The organism is Xenorhabdus griffiniae (genome assembly GCF_015163655.1).
GTDB lineage: Bacteria > Pseudomonadota > Gammaproteobacteria > Enterobacterales > Enterobacteriaceae > Xenorhabdus > Xenorhabdus griffiniae.
On the sequence record NZ_JADEUF010000100.1, the window covers coordinates 1 to 15,385 of the forward strand.

A 15,385-nucleotide genomic window follows, 5' to 3' on the forward strand; every position below is an offset into this window, starting at 1 on the left:
ATTATGCTTAAGGCTACAATGAAAAAATAAAAATAGCATAAACTCTTCTATTTTTATTCCACTTTTATAATAAGGGAAAAAGTCATTTTATATTTCGTTAATATTTTAATGTTACTTATTATCACCTCCTTCTTTTGCTAAAAACACCTATAATATTTGTGGGTTTGTCAGTAACTAATAAAAATTATATAAATAAATCAATATGCCTGTTCATTAAATGACTTATTTCCCTGTAATTCAAGTCAAAACAGTAAAATTAAAGTATCAAAAAATATTATTATCACAATTTATTTTATTACATTTGTTAAAATAACCAAAGTAAACATTTAACTTATTGTTAAGGTAGGGTAAATATAATAAGATAAAGATTACACTGAATAATAAATCACTATCAATTGATCGTGATAATAATATAAGTGTAATCTATTTTATAGATAAAAGTTACTTATTCCATTAACATCTTTTGAACTAATTCAACGCAACGTAGAAAACGTTGATCATAATCTGGTGAATTTACACAGATATAATCGATATTATTTTTTTTCAACAAACTTTCAAGCAAATGTTGAAATTCTTTGCGATCGCGTTCACTGCCTAAACTTCTTAAACCATCTGCAATCCACGGCGTGTTGTTTTCCAAAAGAATAACTAAATCAAAGCGATACTCATCAATCATCGCCTGAACAAAAGGATGTTCTTTTCCTTCATAGCGTTTGCAAAATGCCTGTGTTGTGACAAAATCAGTATCGATAAACGCAACCTTATTGGCATATTTGACAGAAAAATCAATATATTGAGCATGGCCTAATGCAATTTTATCGTAATCTGAATATTGTAAAGCCATTTCATCGCCTCCCAGATGGGAAAATACATATTCGCGGCCATATTCCCATGCGCTGGTCGTGTTAAACATATTGGCCAGCTTATTCACCAATGTCGATTTTCCGCTCGATTCCCCACCAAGAATAGCTACTGTACGTACAAAAAATGGCTTTACTTCTGTAGGGATATATTCCCAGTAACGGAAAGGCGCCTGACGGATTTGGCTACCACTAATATTCATGAATGAACGTTGTGGGTCGATAAGCACCGTTTCAACGCCGAAATATTCTTTATAACGAGGAACATCCTGTGCTTCGCTGGAGTAGATATAATTAGGGGTGATGCTTTTTGCTGCCAGAAATGATTTAACGCTTTGACTCCACGCTTCCCAACCATTTGGGTAAGGCTCCATGCCTTGTTCATCAAATGCATGAATATGAATACTTTTCTGATACTTGAATGTTTGCAGCAACCATCTCAGACGGTCACTGACAGTAGGTTGTTGAGACATAGAACTGTTGATGAATAATTCACGATCACGCATTTCGTCATAACAAAGAACAACATGTAACTCATCAACTTGACTGGATGCTCGTTGGATCAAATAAATGTGTCCAGTATGTAATGGGTAAAATTTACCAAACACAACTCCGACAGTTTTCTTTTCCATGGGATATGCTAATCCTAGATATTGATGAAGAGCAGCCAGTTTCTGTGCGCTGGGACTTTTTATTTTGGCATTAATAAGTTGGCTTAGATAGCCTTTGGTCATTCCGCTGGCATCAGCAACCTGCTGTAATGTGTAACCTGCCTGTTTGATCGCCTCTTTCAAATAGTCAAATTGCGGCATAAGACCTCCTCTTCGTTTAGTATACTAAACAAAGTAGCATGTTTGCCGTGAAAGGTAAAAATAAAATTGGTTGTTTATTGATTTTTTGGGATTAAATACCATCATCTTGACTATAATAAGTATTTAAAATTGTGTAATCAGCTATTTATTTTAAATAAAACAACCAAATGCTAAATTGATAGTTAAATAATAAAGATGAATAACAATAGTGTTTGTTCAATTATTATTGAACAGATTGTCTGGCTTTATTCGTTGTATAAATATTTACATAACCATTTGTGGTTTAAATTTCATCAGTGTTTTGTAATCAATAAATAATATATGCATTAAACTTCAAGTTGCATATTGTTTCTCCTCGCTTCACGGGGAGAAACAATGAGTTATGTTGTCTTATAATGAGCAACTTGAAAGGTAACGTGTATAGAGTAGGATGAGATAGAAAAAATTAAATAATATGGTGATTAACTATTTGATTTTTTATTTAAGTAAGATGAATAAAAATATTTGTGCAAAATGGTATTATTCGCTTCACTTGATATACCAATCCAACTGCAAGTTGCAGCTTGAAAAGCAATCTGATTGTTTATATCTCCCCGCGTAGCAGGGGAGATATAAGACGCATCTTGCAAGGCGATTAGTATATCTAGATCTAAAAGGAATAAAAAATTATCTCTTAATCCAGATCATCCAGAACAAACAATGCATCGGCCAGTTTTTTGACGCCAAATACTTTCATATCAGGCAGTGATTTTTTCGGCATGTTGGCATGGGGAACAATAGCGCGTTTAAAACCGTGTTTGGCCGCTTCTGAAATGCGTTCTTGTCCACTGGGAACGGGACGAATTTCTCCTGCCAATCCCACTTCTCCAAATACCACCAGATCACGAGGCAGAGGCCGGTCGCGGAAACTGGAAACCAAAGAGAGTAATAACGCCAGATCAGCACTCGTTTCTGTTACTTTTACCCCACCTACGACATTCACAAAAACATCTTGATCAGCCATTTGCAAACCGCCATGTCGATGCAGAACGGCAAGCAGAATAGCCAGCCTGTTTTGTTCAAGACCTACGGCTACGCGGCGTGGGTTTGACATCATGGAATGATCGACTAATGCCTGAATTTCAACGAGTAGAGGACGAGTACCTTCCCAGACAATCATGACCGAACTGCCCGAGGTAATTTCATCACCACGACTCAGGAAAATGGCGGAAGGATTATTGACTTCCCGTAACCCCTGTTCGGTCATCGCGAATACACCGAGTTCATTAACGGCACCGAAGCGGTTTTTATGGCTGCGCAGGGTGCGGAAACGGGAATCCGTTTCACCATCCAGCATGACGGAACAGTCTATGCAGTGTTCGAGTACCTTGGGGCCTGCCAACGTGCCATCTTTTGTCACATGCCCAACCATGATAATGGCAACGCCGCGGGTTTTGGCAAACCGTGTCAGGTAGGCTGCGGTTTCCCTGACTTGTGCAACACTGCCTGGTGACGATTGGATATCAGCCATATGCATGACCTGAATTGAATCAATCACCATCAGTTTAGGTTGTTCTTGCTCTGCGATCAGACAAATCTGCTCAATGCTGGTTTCCGATAGCATATTTAGCTGATCTGTCGGTAAACCCAACCGATGTGCTCGCATCGCCACTTGTTGTAATGATTCTTCCCCTGTTACATACAGAGTTTTCATCTGAGTTGATAGCTGACACATGGTTTGTAAAAGCAGGGTACTTTTCCCCGCACCAGGGTTACCGCCAATCAAAATAGCACTGCCAGGAACCACACCACCGCCGAGTACACGGTCAAACTCTTTAAACCCTGTTGAAAAACGGGGCAACTCTTCCAGACTGATATCAGAGAGTTTCTGTACTTTACTGATACTGGCATTTCCGGCATAGCCACTGAAACGCTCATTACGGGATGATGATGAAGCTGCGGCTAAACGCACTTCTGTAATGGTATTCCATGCGTGGCAGGCGGTACATTGCCCCTGCCAGCGGGGATAATCCGCACCACATTCGTTACAGACAAATGCCCGTTTTGCTGCTTTTGCCACTTTGTACTTCCTCAATATAATTGCTTTTGCTAGCGTTCTTCGTGTTTCAAACCACCGCTTAACACACACAGAACGCCCATTAAATCTGCATGGCGGATAGCAACTTTAGCCTGGGTGTAAACTTTTGGCTTAGCATGATAGGCGATCCCCAATCCTGCCTTACGGATCATTTTCAGATCATTGGCTCCATCCCCAATCGCGACGGTCTGGCTCAGAGGAATATCCAGTGCTTTTGCCAATCTTATCAGCGTGGTTGCCTTGTATTTTGCATCGACGATCGGCCCTTTGACTTTACCGGTCAGCTTGCCATTTTTTATCTCCAGTTGATTGGCGACTGCGTCAAAAAGGCGTAGCTGCTGGCGAAGATTATCGGCAAAGAAAGTAAAACCACCGGAGGCAATCGCGACATGCCAATCCAATGATTGTAACTTGCGAACCAGGCTGGTTAACCCTGGCATTAGCGGAAGTGTTTCCATCACTTGCTGCAAGATTGATGCATCGGCGCCTGCCAACTGAGCAACTCGCTCGCGCAGACTTTCTGAAAAATCCAGCTCGCCTTGCATCGCCCGTTCGGTGATTTCCGCCACTTTATCACCAACTCCGGCCAGGCGGGCAATTTCATCAATGCATTCAATCTGGATAGCTGTAGAATCCATATCCATCACCAATAAGCCAGGTGAGCGGAGACGAGGGATCTGCCCCAAGGGAACGACATCCAAACGGCATTCATCTGCCTGCCGTTTTATGCGAGGCGAGAGGCTACCGGCAATACGGACAACCTGATAATCATCGATCCGCCATGAAGAAACCACCACAATGGCAGCGCCCAATCGGTGCTGGAACTCGCTGATACGTTGTTTATTCAAACCACGTCCATACAGCAACCAGCCGCTATCTCCTGCCCGATAATCCAGTGGCATGACTTCATCACCACTGAGGGATAGGGGTAATCCGGGCCATTTATGGATCTCATCCGGTAAGTAACGATAGGCCAGATTATTAGACATGAACATTGACTCCTGTAATTCCATATAATTTGGTGCAGGCAAAAAACGCTTTTCAAACTATCCTATCATTACCGCATCTGGCAACATGTGCTTTCTGAACATGGGATGAGATAACTATGATAAAAGCCAAGCTAAAAATTAGACTGCACAAGACGGCGATTATATTAGTCTGTATAGCACTGCTTGTACTGCTGATGCAGGGAGTTTCCTATTTCAGCCGTTCTCAACAACAGGCGCATATGGATCAATTTGAAGATCTGGCGAAAACATTGGCAAAACAAGTTGCATTCAGCTTGTCTGATTATATGGAGAATGGTAGCAAAGATCTTAATAATAAAAAGATTGTCGCCAACTTAGATTACTTGACCAGCAATAGCCGCATTTTGGATGCCAGCGTCTATTTGGAGAATGGCACACAGATAGCACGAAGTGGTGAGCCGATTTCTGTTCGTGAACGATTATCGCTGGAAGGTAAAAAATCCAGTAGTTATTTTAACCAACAAATTGTTGTGCCGATACCAGGAAAAAATCATCCGAAAGGTTTTCTTCGCCTGACACTGGATACGCATCGCTTGGCAACCGAGGCGAAACAGGTCGATAACACAACGAACTTACTTAGGGTAATGCTCCTGCTATCTTTGGCGATTGGTTTTATTCTGGCTCATAATTTGCTGAAACTGTCTCCTAGTCGCTGGCAACAATCCCCTTATCTGCTGACTGCCAATACTAAACCTTCTGATGAAGCAGAAAGCAAAGCACAAGATGATGACAACCAACGGTAAGTCACATTACCGTTGGTTATTGTGCGGATGGCTTTCCTTGTTATCAATGTCCTTTCCATAATACCGCTTGAAACAAATGGAATAGAGTACGCCGTGTAGAAGTGTAATCATTACTGCGCCATAAAACACAATCGGCTGATGGGCAACATTAATATGTACAATCGGAATATTGTTAAAACGAAAGATATACATATGAAAGGCCATCGCAGCGATTGCAAGTAAAATCCCCGCTGCATTGTGGTGGATCCGGTGTGACAGCAGGAACCATTTTAAAGTGAAGAAAAAAGGGATAAGCATTAATAAAGAAATAACTACGTAAACCATTATCATTTCCTTAAGTTTTTATTTAAGACGTTGATGTAAGTAGATAGATTGAACACATCATAAACATGCTGCGTGTTTCAATTATCAATTTAATATGCCTGTTATTTAGCGACGTGAAGTAAGTCTAGAACATGATTTATACATAAATAGTAAACATAGTTATTATTAATTTTTTTGATTTTGTTGATAAATTATAGTGTTTTATGGAAAGGGTCTTATTCAGAGGTAGATGACCTGAACCCTGCGGAAGAACAGCGTTCAGGTCTGTTGGAGTGGGTAGATGAATCGATGGAGGGGGAGCCTGCTAACTAAAATTGGTTATAAGTATCGGGGTTTGGGCCTATCCGCTTCCCGATTTCCAGTTCAGCCATGGCTGTTAAGTCTTCTTTTTCCAGTCTGAAATCGAATACAGCAAAATTTTCTTTAATACGAGAAGGTGTAATAGATTTAGGAATGGCAATCATGCCGCATTCAAGGTGCCAACGAATCACAATCTGCGCTGGAGTTTTGCCGTATTTAAGCGCCAGACGTTCAACCAGTGGCGAATTAAAAACACCTTTTCCACCCCGTGATAACGGGCTCCAAGACTCAGTTGTAATGTGGTGGGTGGCATTCCATGAATGAAGTTGTCGCTGTTGCAGTAAAGGGTGCAATTCAATTTGGTTGATGACGGGAACTACCCCCGTTTCCTGTATTATTTTTTGTAAATGCTCGATATGAAAATTACATACTCCAATACTGTGAGTCAGGCCAGTTTCTTTCAGCTCAATCAGTTGCTTCCATGCATCAACATAGTGATCCTGTTCGGGCACTGGCCACTGAATGAGATAGAGATCAACATAATCTAACTGTAGTTTGTCCAGGCTTTCTTGCAATGCTGCACGTGCGTCCAGGTGGCGATCATTCCAAAGTTTGGTGGTGATGAAAATTTCTTCGCGTGGGATATCAGTTTCCTTTAAAGCTTTTCCCACCCCTGCTTCGTTATGAAAAATTGCTGCTGTATCAATGGAGCGATAACCGACTTCCAATGCAGTATGGATAGACTTAACAACCTGTTCATTACTCGCTTTCCAAACACCAAGCCCCAATTGTGGCATGTGATTCCCATCAGCGAGTTTAATAATTGTCTGCTGACCCATTATTACCTCCTTTTACGCCTAAACCTAATTTCGATGTGGGTTGGTTAATGAGGTTGTCCATCCCATTCAGGGGAAGTTATTCAGCATGTTAAATTTGAGCACAGCTTAAATAGTGGGTAGTAACAGTACCTGTTGGAATGGACTCTGGTTGTTCAATTATTGAGTTGATAATCCAGTAAGATGATAGTCAAGTAAATAGAAAATCAAGTAAATAGAAAAAATAGTGGTTTTTTGCGATCGTGTTAAGACGATAAGCCCGTTATTTTTTTTTCTTTGCTGTTCCTCTCTTATGACGCCAATACATCAGTACAGAAGCGGATAACCCGCTGATCAACAGAATGACAGGCAAAATCACCAAAATATTCATGACCATATCTTGATGTGCTTTAACGAAAGGGATTTGGTTCAAGATATAGCCAAAACCCACGATAATAATGACCCATAAGAAGCCACTTAACCAGTTAAAAAATTGAAAGCGTTTATTATTTAGGCCAGAAATACCGGCAAATGTTGGCAGGAGAGTGCGAACAAACGCTAAAAAGCGTCCGATAAGCAGGGCAGACAGACCGTGTTTAGAGAATAAGACATTGGCACGTTGGCGATATTGCAAAGGAAGTTGAGCCAGCCAGTTTTTGACAATACGGGTATGGCCGAGCCAGCGCCCCTGTAAATAACCCAGCCAACAACCCAGGCTTGCCGCGATGGTTAGCAGAACTACCGTGGGAATGAAACTCATGACACCTTTGGCAATTAAAGCACCGGAAAGCACCAACAGAGTATCGCCGGGCAAAAAGGCGGCTGGCAGTAGGCCGTTTTCCAGCACTAGCGTGACAAAGAGAACGCCATAAATAACCCAGATGACGTCTGGATTGGCAAGTTGATTAAAATCATGATGCCAGAGTGCATGCACGATCTCGCTTAACGTTTCCATTGTTTATCCTGTGACTTTTGCGAGTAAAATAATTAACAAACAGATCTGCTTCAGTGTACCGCAAAATGATGAGAGGAGGGGATTTGATTCAGCATCAGGGGAAACCGTGGCTATCTGCAAAAGGAAAAAGATAGCCACAATGGGAAGGTGAAACTTAACGAATGGCCAAACGAGCAAAACCGGCTTCCAAATCATCAATCAAGTCTTGTGGATTTTCCAGCCCAATATGGAGACGGAATAAAGTGCCGGTTTTTGGTGGTGAAGGGTATTGACGTAGTCGTTGCAGCATTTCTGGTTGAATGCCTAAAATCAATGACTCAAAACCTCCCCACGAAAAGGCCATCTTAAAATGATTCAGGTTATCGAGATAATCTGCAAATTGTTGGTGTGTAAGCTGGGTATTCAGGAGAAAAGAAAATAGCCCACAGGAGCCAGTGAAATCACGCTGAAAAAACTGATGCCCTGGGCAAGAAGGTAAGGCAGGGTGATAAACTTCGGCAACTTCCGGCCGCTGAGCAAGCCATTTGGCGATTTTGATACTGTTTTCTTCGTGTTGTTTTAAACGAATGGCTAAGGTGCGTAACCCTCGGTTTGCCATATACACTGTATCGGGATCGGCAATTTGCCCTAGCAGATAAGATCCTTCCCTAAGTTGATCCCAACATCGCGCATTAGCGACCGCTGTACCCAGCATCCCGTCTGAATGACCAATAATATATTTGGTGGCGGATTGGATGGAAATATCGATGCCAAACTCCAGAGCCTTAAACAGTACGCCAGCCGCCCATGTATTATCAATGATAATCACAATCTCAGCATTGACTTGTCGAATCGCACGCACGATAGCAGGAATATCTTGCACTTCCATCGTCAGAGAGCCGGGTGATTCAAGAAAGATAACTTTGGTATTAGGCTGAATCAGCGAAGCAATATTTTCTCCGATCATGGGGTTAAAATAATCGGTGGAAACCCCCATTTTTTTCAGCACATGCTGGCAAAATTCCTGTGTAGGTTCATAGGCCGTACCTGTCATTAAAACATGATCACCGGTTGCCACAAATGCCAGAATTGAATGGGTAATCGCTGCCGTACCGGAAGGATAAAGAGCACAGCCAGCGCCGCCTTCCAGTTCAGCCATCGCTTCTTGGAAAGAAAAGTGAGTCAAAGTGCCACGGCGTCCATAAAATAATTCACCTTTGGCACGGTTCTTCAAGGCTTGCTTTAAATCTTCAACGGTATCGAAAATGACAGATGAAGTGCGTTGAATCAGGGGATTAACGGCACTTTGCGTATATCTTTTTTGTCTCCCTGCACTAACCAATAAAGTTTCTAGTTTTTTTTCTGTCATGGCATCGTTCCCCAAGTTATTTCCTGCCTGTATCTAAATAGAATCGTTTAAATAATGATGAGCAAGTTAAAAGATTTGGGCGCGTTTTACCAAAGAGATTCGAACAACTTGACGAAAATTCAAGGTGAGCTGACGTGGTCAATCAGGATTGATTAATGAAGGCACATCATTAAGTGGGACTTTTTTATTAAATAGTAATGATAATTACTATCAAATCGCCAAATGTCTGATATCATTTGTAGCGGACTTTTTCCTCTTTCGAGGTAAGAGGCATGGATCAGGGCTCAAATGAAACCCGTATCTTCACTTTGCAGTGCCGTTATCAAGCTGCAAGAGGTCGGAGATGTATGGTCAAAAAGCGAGCTGTGACTCAGGAAATATTAGGATTAGCAAGATGAGTAAACGTGATTCACTGCTAAGTAACAGAATCTATAAGAAAGAGAGTAAGGCTAACTGATGCGTAATTTGACAGCTTCTATTCTATTGGCACTCGGATTAACAAGTTCAGCATGGGCTGATACAACACCAGCCACGTCAGAAAATCAGGCTGCTGCTCAGGTAACACCAGCATCTTCCTCAGCTCTGCAAGCGGCTGAACCAACAACTGATGCACCATCAACCCCAGATGCACAAACCGTGACGGCAGATACCACGGAAAATGTAGCGGTGACGACAGAAGAAACCGTTGTGGCACCTATTGAAGAAGTTTCTGGCAACCAGTCTGGTGGTTTCGCAACGGATCTGTCTGTTTGGGGTATGTATCAAAACGCAGATGCGGTAGTAAAAACGGTTATGGTGGGACTGGTGATCGCTTCTGTCATCACATGGGCGCTGTTTTTCTCCAAAGGTACAGAACTCTTAATGGCTCGCCGCCGTTTGTGTAAAGAGCAATTGGCTTTGGCTGACGTAGCCAATCTGGATGAAGCAGTGAAAATTGCAGCAGATTTTGGCAATCGCAGCGTCAGTCGTCTGTTGTTGAGTGAAGCACAGTCTGAGCGTGCTCTGTCTGTTGACAGTATTGACAAGGTTGGAACCAAAGAGCGAACTTCGTTCCGTATGGAACGTGCCGTTGCAGCCATTAGCCGCCATATGGGGCGTGGTAACGGTTATCTGGCGACCATTGGCGCAATTTCTCCGTTTGTGGGGCTGTTTGGTACTGTTTGGGGGATCATGAACAGTTTTATCGGCATTGCGCATTCACAAACGACTAACCTGGCTGTTGTTGCACCAGGGATTGCGGAAGCACTGTTAGCGACCGCATTGGGGTTGGTGGCAGCAATCCCTGCGGTTGTGATTTATAACGTCTTTGCCCGCGTTATTTCGTCATACCGTGGTCAGGTGGGAGATATGGCCGCTAAGGCAATCCTGTTGCTGGGGCGTGATCTTGATCTGGCTGAAAGCAAAACAGAAAAAGCAGAAGCAAGGTAATAAATTATGGCAATACGTCTTAATGAAGATTTGGACGATAACGGCGAACTGCATGAAATTAACGTTACGCCGTTTATTGACGTGATGTTAGTGCTATTGATTATTTTCATGGTAGCAGCGCCATTGGCAACGGTAGATATTAAAGTTGATTTGCCAGCATCAACCGCTAAGCCGCAACCACGACCAGAAAAACCGGTATTTTTAACGGTAAAAGCAGATAAGCAGTTGTATGTGGGAGAGCAGGCGGTTGATCGTAATAACTTGTCTTTGGTATTGGATCAAACCACGCAATCTAACAAAGACACGACAATTTTCTTTCAGGCTGATAAAACCGTGGATTATGAAACCTTAATGAGCGTCATGGATTCCCTACGTAAAGCGGGTTATCTCAAAGTGGGATTAGTGGGGATGGAATCAGTTTCCGCGCAATAACGTTTCTTTGATTACCTGAAATATGAACTGCCCGAATCGTTAATCGGGCAGTTTTAAGTAATCACTCTCATATTTTCTCTTTTATCGCAAATGGCTGCATATTTCGATTAATGTCTTTATATTTGATTATGTATCTCAATTGAGCTACAGTATGTTTATTAATCAATACAGGGGGTTCAATATGGCTGCAAATGCGTTTGTTCGTGCTCGTATAGATGAAACACTAAAAAATGAAGCTGCTGAAGTGTTGGCTAGTATGGGGTTAACTGTATCTGACTTAATTAGAATTACTTTGACCAAAGTAGCCAAAGAGAAGGCGTTACCGTTCGATATGCGTATTCCTAACGCACTGACTGCAAAAACTATTGCTGATAGCGAAAACGGTATAAATATCCATAAAGCGAAAGATGTTGACGATCTATTTTAACTGGAACTGCCCGAATTGTTAATCGGGCAGTTTTAAGTAATCACCAGGACTGCTTCTTCCAGTCAAAAGGTAATAGTTCACTAAGAGATAAAATCTTTTCTTGAGAGACTTTTACTTCTGCATGGATATTTTCTGGATTTATCTGGCTGATAAACTCTCGGCAACGGCCACAGGGAGAAATGATATTGCCATGCCGGTTAACAGCAATAATCCTGATTATCTGTGTTTCACCTCGCTTTATCATCTCAGCGATGGCACAGTGCTCTGCACAAAATCCCATAGAGCAAGCTGTATCAATATTAATACCAGTATAAATATGACCAGATTTGCTTTGAATAACGGCACCTACGTGACCATATTTAATATATTTATTTAATTGAGTCGGGGATATTAGGCAATGTGCCATATGCTCCATTTCCTCAAAAGAAACCACAAAATACTCCTTGTTCATCATTGAATGGATTAATAAATTAGATGGCTCAGTCTGTTATATTACGAATAAACTCAATAACCGATTGTGCCATCTCCTTCTCATTCTTGCCTTCAACCCGAATAATCACTTCCATGCCACTTTTGATTCCCATTGACATCACTTTAAACATACTTTTTAGATTTGCACTTTTATCTCCTTTGACAATTTCAATTTTACCGCTGTAATTTTTAACAAAATTACAGAGTTGAGCACAAGGCCGTGTATGTAACCCCGAAGGAGCAGTAACAACCACCGAATATTCAATCATAAAAATCACCTTTTTATATACGCATCTTGAAGTTAGATTGGTATAGAAATAAGATCAGGATTTTTTTAACGAGCTACCACGGGTTTGAATAACATTCTGGTACCAGTAAAATGAGTCTTTTTTATGGCGGGAGAGATCTTTAATATCTTTATCTGTTCGATTAACATAGACAAAACCATATCTTTTTTTATAGCCATTGCTGGTGGAAAGCAGATCAATAAAACTCCACGGGTTATAGGAAATCACCTTAACGCCATAATCCATTGCTCGCTTAATGGCATTAATATGTTGTTGAATATAGTTAATGCGATAATCATCATGAATAGAACCATCAGATTCTAATTTATCATCGGCACCAAAGCCATTTTCTGTGATCATCAATGGTTTCTGATAACGGGTATACAAATCTCGCAAAAGATATTCCAATCCAATGGGATCAATTGCCCAATCCCAATCTGTTGTATCAAGATGTGGGTTTTTATGGATTTGATAGAAATCTGGTTGAATTTCATGTCCGTCTATTTGCCCTTTAATGCCCGTTGGATTAAAGCCATCCATTCGCCGTTGAGCACCTTTTGGCACTGCAGCGGCGGCGTGACTACAATAGTAATTAATTGCCAGAAAATCAGAATAACCTGCTTTAATCAATTCCATGTCACCGACTTCAATATGCGGTGCCAACCCCTGATTTTTTAGATAAATGAGGGCTGATTGATTATAGTGCCCTTTCAGGTAGACATCTGTGAAGTAGTAATTACGCAGATCATTGGCATTTTGAGCCGCCAAATTATCTTCCGGCTTGCTGGTGAGTGGATAAATAGCGGAATACCCCAAGGCTGCACCAACCAAGCCATTGGGAACCCATTGATGAACCAATTTGCAGGCGATAGCATGGGCAAGATTCATATGATGGTTGATCTGATATTTGATTTGTTCATCATGCAAATAGTGCTCTGGGATCAGACATTTTTTCGTCCAGAATTGCACAATAATACTTTGTTCATTGATGGTTAACCAATATTGGACTTTCTTGCTAAATTCTTTGATTACAAATTCTGCGTAATAAGCAAAATCTGCAACACTTTGCCGATTAATCCAGCCATGATATTTTTCAACCAGCGCCATAGGCATATCATAATGGTAGAGTGTCGGAATCGGTGTTATTCCATTTCTCAACAATTCATCGATAAGATTGTGATAAAATTCCACTCCTTGAACATTAACTTCTCCGATGCCATCTGGAAAAATACGCGACCACGCAATAGAAAAGCGGTAAGATTTCAAACCAAGTTCTTTCATTAACGCAATATCTTCTTTATAGCGATGGTAATGATCACTGGTTATATGGGTATCAGCAAAACCTGGATTATTATTAATGACATCTTGTTGTGAAAGTTTTTTACCGTATTCTTCCGCGGCACCTTCAACCTGATAAGCACTGGTTGATGCGCCCCAAAGAAAATTCTCTGGAAATAAATCATTATTTTTTATCATGGTGTTTTCCTTTATTGACTTTTATTAGTGATATTATGAATAAATTCATAAAGGCCAATTATCTCTTTTCGCAGATTAAGCTCGCTCCGTATCGTCATTAATGTATCCTGAGCATGGATAAACAGCAGGTCTAAATAAAAACTTTCACCTTGCGTCTCTTTCTGAATAATTTCAGTTTGTGCATGGTGAGCAGAGAGCATCATTTTTTTGGCTTTTTCAAGATATAAATAGGCATTCTTAAAGTCACCAATATGAGCATATTTAATGGCTTCTTCACTTTTTTCTCTTGCATTACCTGCATTGAGAATAATTTCCAGAGCAACGGGGATTAATATGTTGTCCTCACGATTCATTTTTAAACTTCCTGATGAAATTAAACAATTCAATCTTGCTGACTTGTATTGGCACTTTCTTCCTCAATACGCTTTTTTTCATAAACCTTAAAGAAGGGATACCAGGTGATAAGGAAAACGGCCATAAGCACGGCATAGCAAATAATCGCTCGCCAATCTTCCGTAATGATGACGCTGGAAAATGGAGCTGGTATCTGACCAACTTGAATCATTTTCGAAGGTATGTTCAGCCAATCTGAACGCATGAAAATCCATACGATAATTGGGCTGGTAATTGCATTGATCCACATTGGCAGCATTAAGAGTGGATTAAGGACGATTGGCGTACCAAATACCAGCGGTTCGTTAATATTGAAAAAAGAAGGGCCGATACAGATATAACCTGTTGTTTTCAATTCTTTGGATTTTGAAAACAGCATTAAAAGATTCAAGGCAAGCGTTGCTCCCGTTCCTCCCATGGTGATTAAAGCGGCGGTAAATAGGGTTTCGTAAGTCACGATATTGGTGGGGGGGTGACCGGCAGCAACCAGCGCAATATTGGCAGTGATCCCAAGCATGAAGATTGGCATTTGCAGGCCTGTGAATGTCCAGACAGAAATACCCATAGACATGGCTATTGCCGGAATTAACGCCATAAGAATAAAGCCAGGTAGGGTTTGCCCGAACGCAGCAATGGGAGAAAAGAACGATAACAATTTGGAAAAAACATCAATATCAAAAGTGAAGACCAATAATGTTCCACAGCCAATGGAAATCAGTATGGGAATAATCGCATGTATCCAGCCGACAACGAAATCGGGTAAAGAACTCTCTTTCAAGAATCCTAACTTGGTATATAAATGAAAGAGATAAGAAACAAACATCCCAGTGACAATACCTAATAATATCCCCGCTGGGCCAAAGCGATCAAAACTGACGAGCATATTGCCATCGGTAAATTCTGGCTTAATGAACATCATGTAAACACAAATCGCAGTAAGTCCGGCAATGAGCGTATAACGAAAGTGATACAGCTTCTCCATCATTTGATTTGCAATCATAAAAGCCGTAATTAGACCGAGCATACCGAAAGAATAATTGGCAATCTTGCCAAGATCGGGCAAAAACAAAAAATAAGAACGAAATACGTTATAAAAAAAGGGTCGTGACATCAATTTATTGAATCATGTATAGTATGCCTATTTGGAGAACATTCAGATGGCAAAGATTGATGTGACCTGTCCCTCTTGTTGTGCAGTTAAAGGGATCC

General features: G+C 41.1%; 16 protein-coding genes. 4 read left to right on the forward strand and 12 right to left on the reverse strand.

From position 1 onward, the window contains the following. Nucleotides 1-445: 445 nt before the first annotated feature. From nadR to serB, 3 genes are all read right to left on the reverse strand, one after another. A complete protein-coding gene (gene nadR / locus IQ211_RS14400; protein ID WP_189758338.1) occupies nt 446-1,672 on the reverse strand; it encodes a multifunctional transcriptional regulator/nicotinamide-nucleotide adenylyltransferase/ribosylnicotinamide kinase NadR in 1,227 nt (408 codons plus the stop codon). A gap of 673 nt (nt 1,673-2,345) precedes the next feature. Further along, the gene (gene radA / locus IQ211_RS14405) at nt 2,346-3,731 is read right to left on the reverse strand and encodes a DNA repair protein RadA (RefSeq protein WP_189758339.1); all 1,386 of its coding nucleotides are present in this window, start codon (nt 3,729-3,731) and stop codon (nt 2,346-2,348) included. Between the two features lie 29 nt (nt 3,732-3,760). Beyond that, on the reverse strand, nt 3,761-4,738 hold the full coding sequence (gene serB / locus IQ211_RS14410) for a phosphoserine phosphatase (RefSeq protein ID WP_189758340.1): 978 nt from the start codon (nt 4,736-4,738) through the stop codon (nt 3,761-3,763). 116 nt (nt 4,739-4,854) lie between these two features. On the opposite strand from serB, the gene IQ211_RS14415 reads away from it, so the two are divergent. After that, a complete protein-coding gene (locus tag IQ211_RS14415) occupies nt 4,855-5,520 on the forward strand; it encodes a YtjB family periplasmic protein (protein WP_189758341.1) in 666 nt (221 codons plus the stop codon). 6 nt (nt 5,521-5,526) lie between these two features. On the opposite strand, the gene IQ211_RS14420 is transcribed toward IQ211_RS14415, so the two are convergent. The 4 genes from IQ211_RS14420 to metC form a co-directional block, all read right to left on the reverse strand. Beyond that, a complete protein-coding gene (locus tag IQ211_RS14420) occupies nt 5,527-5,844 on the reverse strand; it encodes a hypothetical protein (protein ID WP_189758342.1) in 318 nt (105 codons plus the stop codon). Between the two features lie 308 nt (nt 5,845-6,152). Then, nucleotides 6,153-6,983, reverse strand: coding sequence for a 2,5-didehydrogluconate reductase DkgA (gene dkgA / locus IQ211_RS14425; RefSeq protein ID WP_189758343.1), 831 nt, complete (start codon nt 6,981-6,983; stop codon nt 6,153-6,155). A gap of 259 nt (nt 6,984-7,242) precedes the next feature. Next, entirely contained in the window at nt 7,243-7,914 is a 672-nt protein-coding gene (locus IQ211_RS14430; protein ID WP_189758344.1) for a DedA family protein, read from the reverse strand. 154 nt (nt 7,915-8,068) lie between these two features. Beyond that, complete coding sequence (gene metC / locus IQ211_RS14435) at nt 8,069-9,262, reverse strand: cystathionine beta-lyase (RefSeq protein WP_189758345.1); 1,194 nt, start codon at nt 9,260-9,262, stop codon at nt 8,069-8,071. 456 nt (nt 9,263-9,718) lie between these two features. Here metC and exbB point away from each other — a divergent pair, with 456 nt between their 5' ends. The 3 genes from exbB (at nt 9,719) to IQ211_RS14450 (ending at nt 11,549) form a co-directional block, all read left to right on the forward strand. Next, nucleotides 9,719-10,690, forward strand: coding sequence for a tonB-system energizer ExbB (gene exbB, locus IQ211_RS14440; protein ID WP_189758346.1), 972 nt, complete (start codon nt 9,719-9,721; stop codon nt 10,688-10,690). 6 nt (nt 10,691-10,696) lie between these two features. After that, nucleotides 10,697-11,122, forward strand: a complete 426-nt coding sequence (gene exbD / locus IQ211_RS14445; protein ID WP_189758347.1) for a TonB system transport protein ExbD — start codon at nt 10,697-10,699, stop codon at nt 11,120-11,122. 181 nt (nt 11,123-11,303) lie between these two features. After that, a complete protein-coding gene (locus IQ211_RS14450; RefSeq protein WP_189758348.1) occupies nt 11,304-11,549 on the forward strand; it encodes a type II toxin-antitoxin system RelB/DinJ family antitoxin in 246 nt (81 codons plus the stop codon). A 40-nt stretch (nt 11,550-11,589) separates the two neighbouring features. On the opposite strand, the gene IQ211_RS14455 is transcribed toward IQ211_RS14450, so the two are convergent. From IQ211_RS14455 to IQ211_RS14475, 5 genes are read right to left on the reverse strand one after another with little or no spacing between them, the layout of a single operon-like run. After that, nucleotides 11,590-11,982 carry a cytidine deaminase family protein gene (locus IQ211_RS14455; RefSeq protein WP_282885586.1) on the reverse strand — a complete coding sequence of 131 codons (393 nt, stop codon included), beginning with the start codon at nt 11,980-11,982 and terminating at the stop codon, nt 11,590-11,592. Nucleotides 11,983-12,028: 46 nt separating this feature from the next. Then, on the reverse strand, nt 12,029-12,289 hold the full coding sequence (locus IQ211_RS14460; protein WP_189758349.1) for an HPr family phosphocarrier protein: 261 nt from the start codon (nt 12,287-12,289) through the stop codon (nt 12,029-12,031). A 54-nt stretch (nt 12,290-12,343) separates the two neighbouring features. Then, nucleotides 12,344-13,783 (reverse strand): glycoside hydrolase family 1 protein, encoded by a 1,440-nt coding sequence (locus IQ211_RS14465; protein WP_189758350.1) that lies wholly within the window; start codon nt 13,781-13,783, stop codon nt 12,344-12,346. 11 nt (nt 13,784-13,794) lie between these two features. Next, nucleotides 13,795-14,136: a PTS sugar transporter subunit IIA gene (locus IQ211_RS14470; protein ID WP_189758351.1), complete on the reverse strand. Its 342-nt coding sequence runs from the start codon at nt 14,134-14,136 to the stop codon at nt 13,795-13,797. Between the two features lie 29 nt (nt 14,137-14,165). Next, nucleotides 14,166-15,287, reverse strand: a complete 1,122-nt coding sequence (locus IQ211_RS14475; protein ID WP_189758352.1) for a PTS transporter subunit EIIC — start codon at nt 15,285-15,287, stop codon at nt 14,166-14,168. Nucleotides 15,288-15,385: the final 98 nt, after the last annotated feature.